Genomic DNA, 840 nt, shown 5'->3' on the forward strand with positions numbered 1-840 from the left:
GTGAGTATTTTATCCGGAGTTATATAAAAGATAACTACGTAGAACTACGTATTACTGATTTAGAACCTTTTTTCTTTGTATGTGCTTTATCAGCATAAAAAGTATAATTCACCTTATATGTAGGCCTAGCATTGGGGCTATTCTTATCTTTATATGCTTGTGCACTGTAATAAACGGTTTTTTTATTACTTTGATAAAATAAGTTAGCAATATTATTAATCCACTTAGCAGCAGATGGTACTTTCGTAATAGCTGAAATTGAAACAGATAAAGACCCTATAGTTAATTTAGCTGCTTTATTACTACCACTATAAGCACTTCCATATTTCACCCAACTTCTTTTTTTACTTGCTTCCTGAGTGATACTTTCATCCGTGTTTTCAATAGGCGTAGTATTTTGGACAATTTCTTTTACATCTGAAGGATCACCACTTTGAATTACTTCTTGTGCTTCAATAAATTGAGGGGTAATCGTTGCAATCATAAAACTAAGTATAAAACTAACAACAATAACTTTTTTCTTGATGAACATAATTATTTTTTACTCCTTTTCTTATCTAACTTATCTAAAATTAAAATAAACAATGTGAAAATTATGTATATTAAAATAAGTGGAAATAAGGTGATTTTATCGTTAATAAATAAAGCTAAAAGTGCGATAGCAAATATTAATGCAATAATTCTTAAAATTGTAGTGAGTTTCATAAACTCTCTCCTCTCCCGTTAAAGATAACAAAAAATTAAAGTTTTTCATATATAATATCAAAATTTTTCCTTATTTCTTTTAAATTTATATATTATATATATAAATTCGTTAATTATATCGAAATGAATATATAC

At 26.7% G+C, this 840-nt stretch carries 1 protein-coding gene; it reads right to left on the reverse strand.

Going from position 1 to position 840, the window contains the following annotated elements; translation table 11 throughout:
- Positions 1 to 34 precede the first annotated feature (34 nt).
- Positions 35 to 532: a hypothetical protein gene (locus ACF91D_RS30920; protein WP_277580089.1), complete on the reverse strand. Its 498-nt coding sequence runs from the start codon at positions 530 to 532 to the stop codon at positions 35 to 37.
- Positions 533 to 840 lie beyond the last annotated feature (308 nt).

The sequence above is a fragment of the Staphylococcus sp. 231237_7MaSpsaltlick genome, from assembly GCF_043107035.1.